Origin of the sequence: Natrialba swarupiae, from assembly GCF_008245225.1 — an archaeon.
Classification (GTDB): domain Archaea; phylum Halobacteriota; class Halobacteria; order Halobacteriales; family Natrialbaceae; genus Natrarchaeobius; species Natrarchaeobius swarupiae.
Genome location: NZ_VTAW01000095.1, coordinates 1 through 438, shown reverse-complemented (window position 1 = coordinate 438; position 438 = coordinate 1). Strand labels below are relative to the sequence as shown.

General features: G+C 56.8%; 1 pseudogene. It reads right to left on the bottom strand.

Going from position 1 to position 438, the window contains the following annotated elements:
- Window positions 1-90: 90 nt before the first annotated feature.
- A pseudogene (locus tag FYC77_RS20065) lies at window positions 91-378 on the bottom strand (IS6 family transposase); the annotation flags it as partial.
- Window positions 379-438 lie beyond the last annotated feature (60 nt).

Genomic DNA, 438 nt, shown 5'->3' with positions numbered 1-438 from the left:
CACCATTTCAGTCCGACGGGTTGTCTTCATCAGAGTCTATACGCACCCTGCAGATTCAAACATAGCGCCAACCACTCTCGCGTTCTGGGGACGGCTGAACACGTCGATTTCGAGCAGTAGCTTCGATTCCGTATCGATCGCGGCGTACAGCCACTTTTTCTCGCCGTCAACCTCGATCTGTTTCTCGTCGACCGCGACCCGCGACGGGGCAGCCGTCGGCGGGTCGCTCTGCTCCTCTGATAGTTTGTGTGTCCAGTTCCAGATTGCGCCGTGAGAACGGTCAACGCCGAGTAATTCAAACACTGCGACGACCTCTCGAACCGACAGTCCCATCGAATGCAGTCGCACCCCGAACACCCTGCTGCATCCGGGTAGTCTTGGACAACCTCAGCACGCACAATCCCGCCGCATTCTATCGATTTCACCCACCAGAGAAAG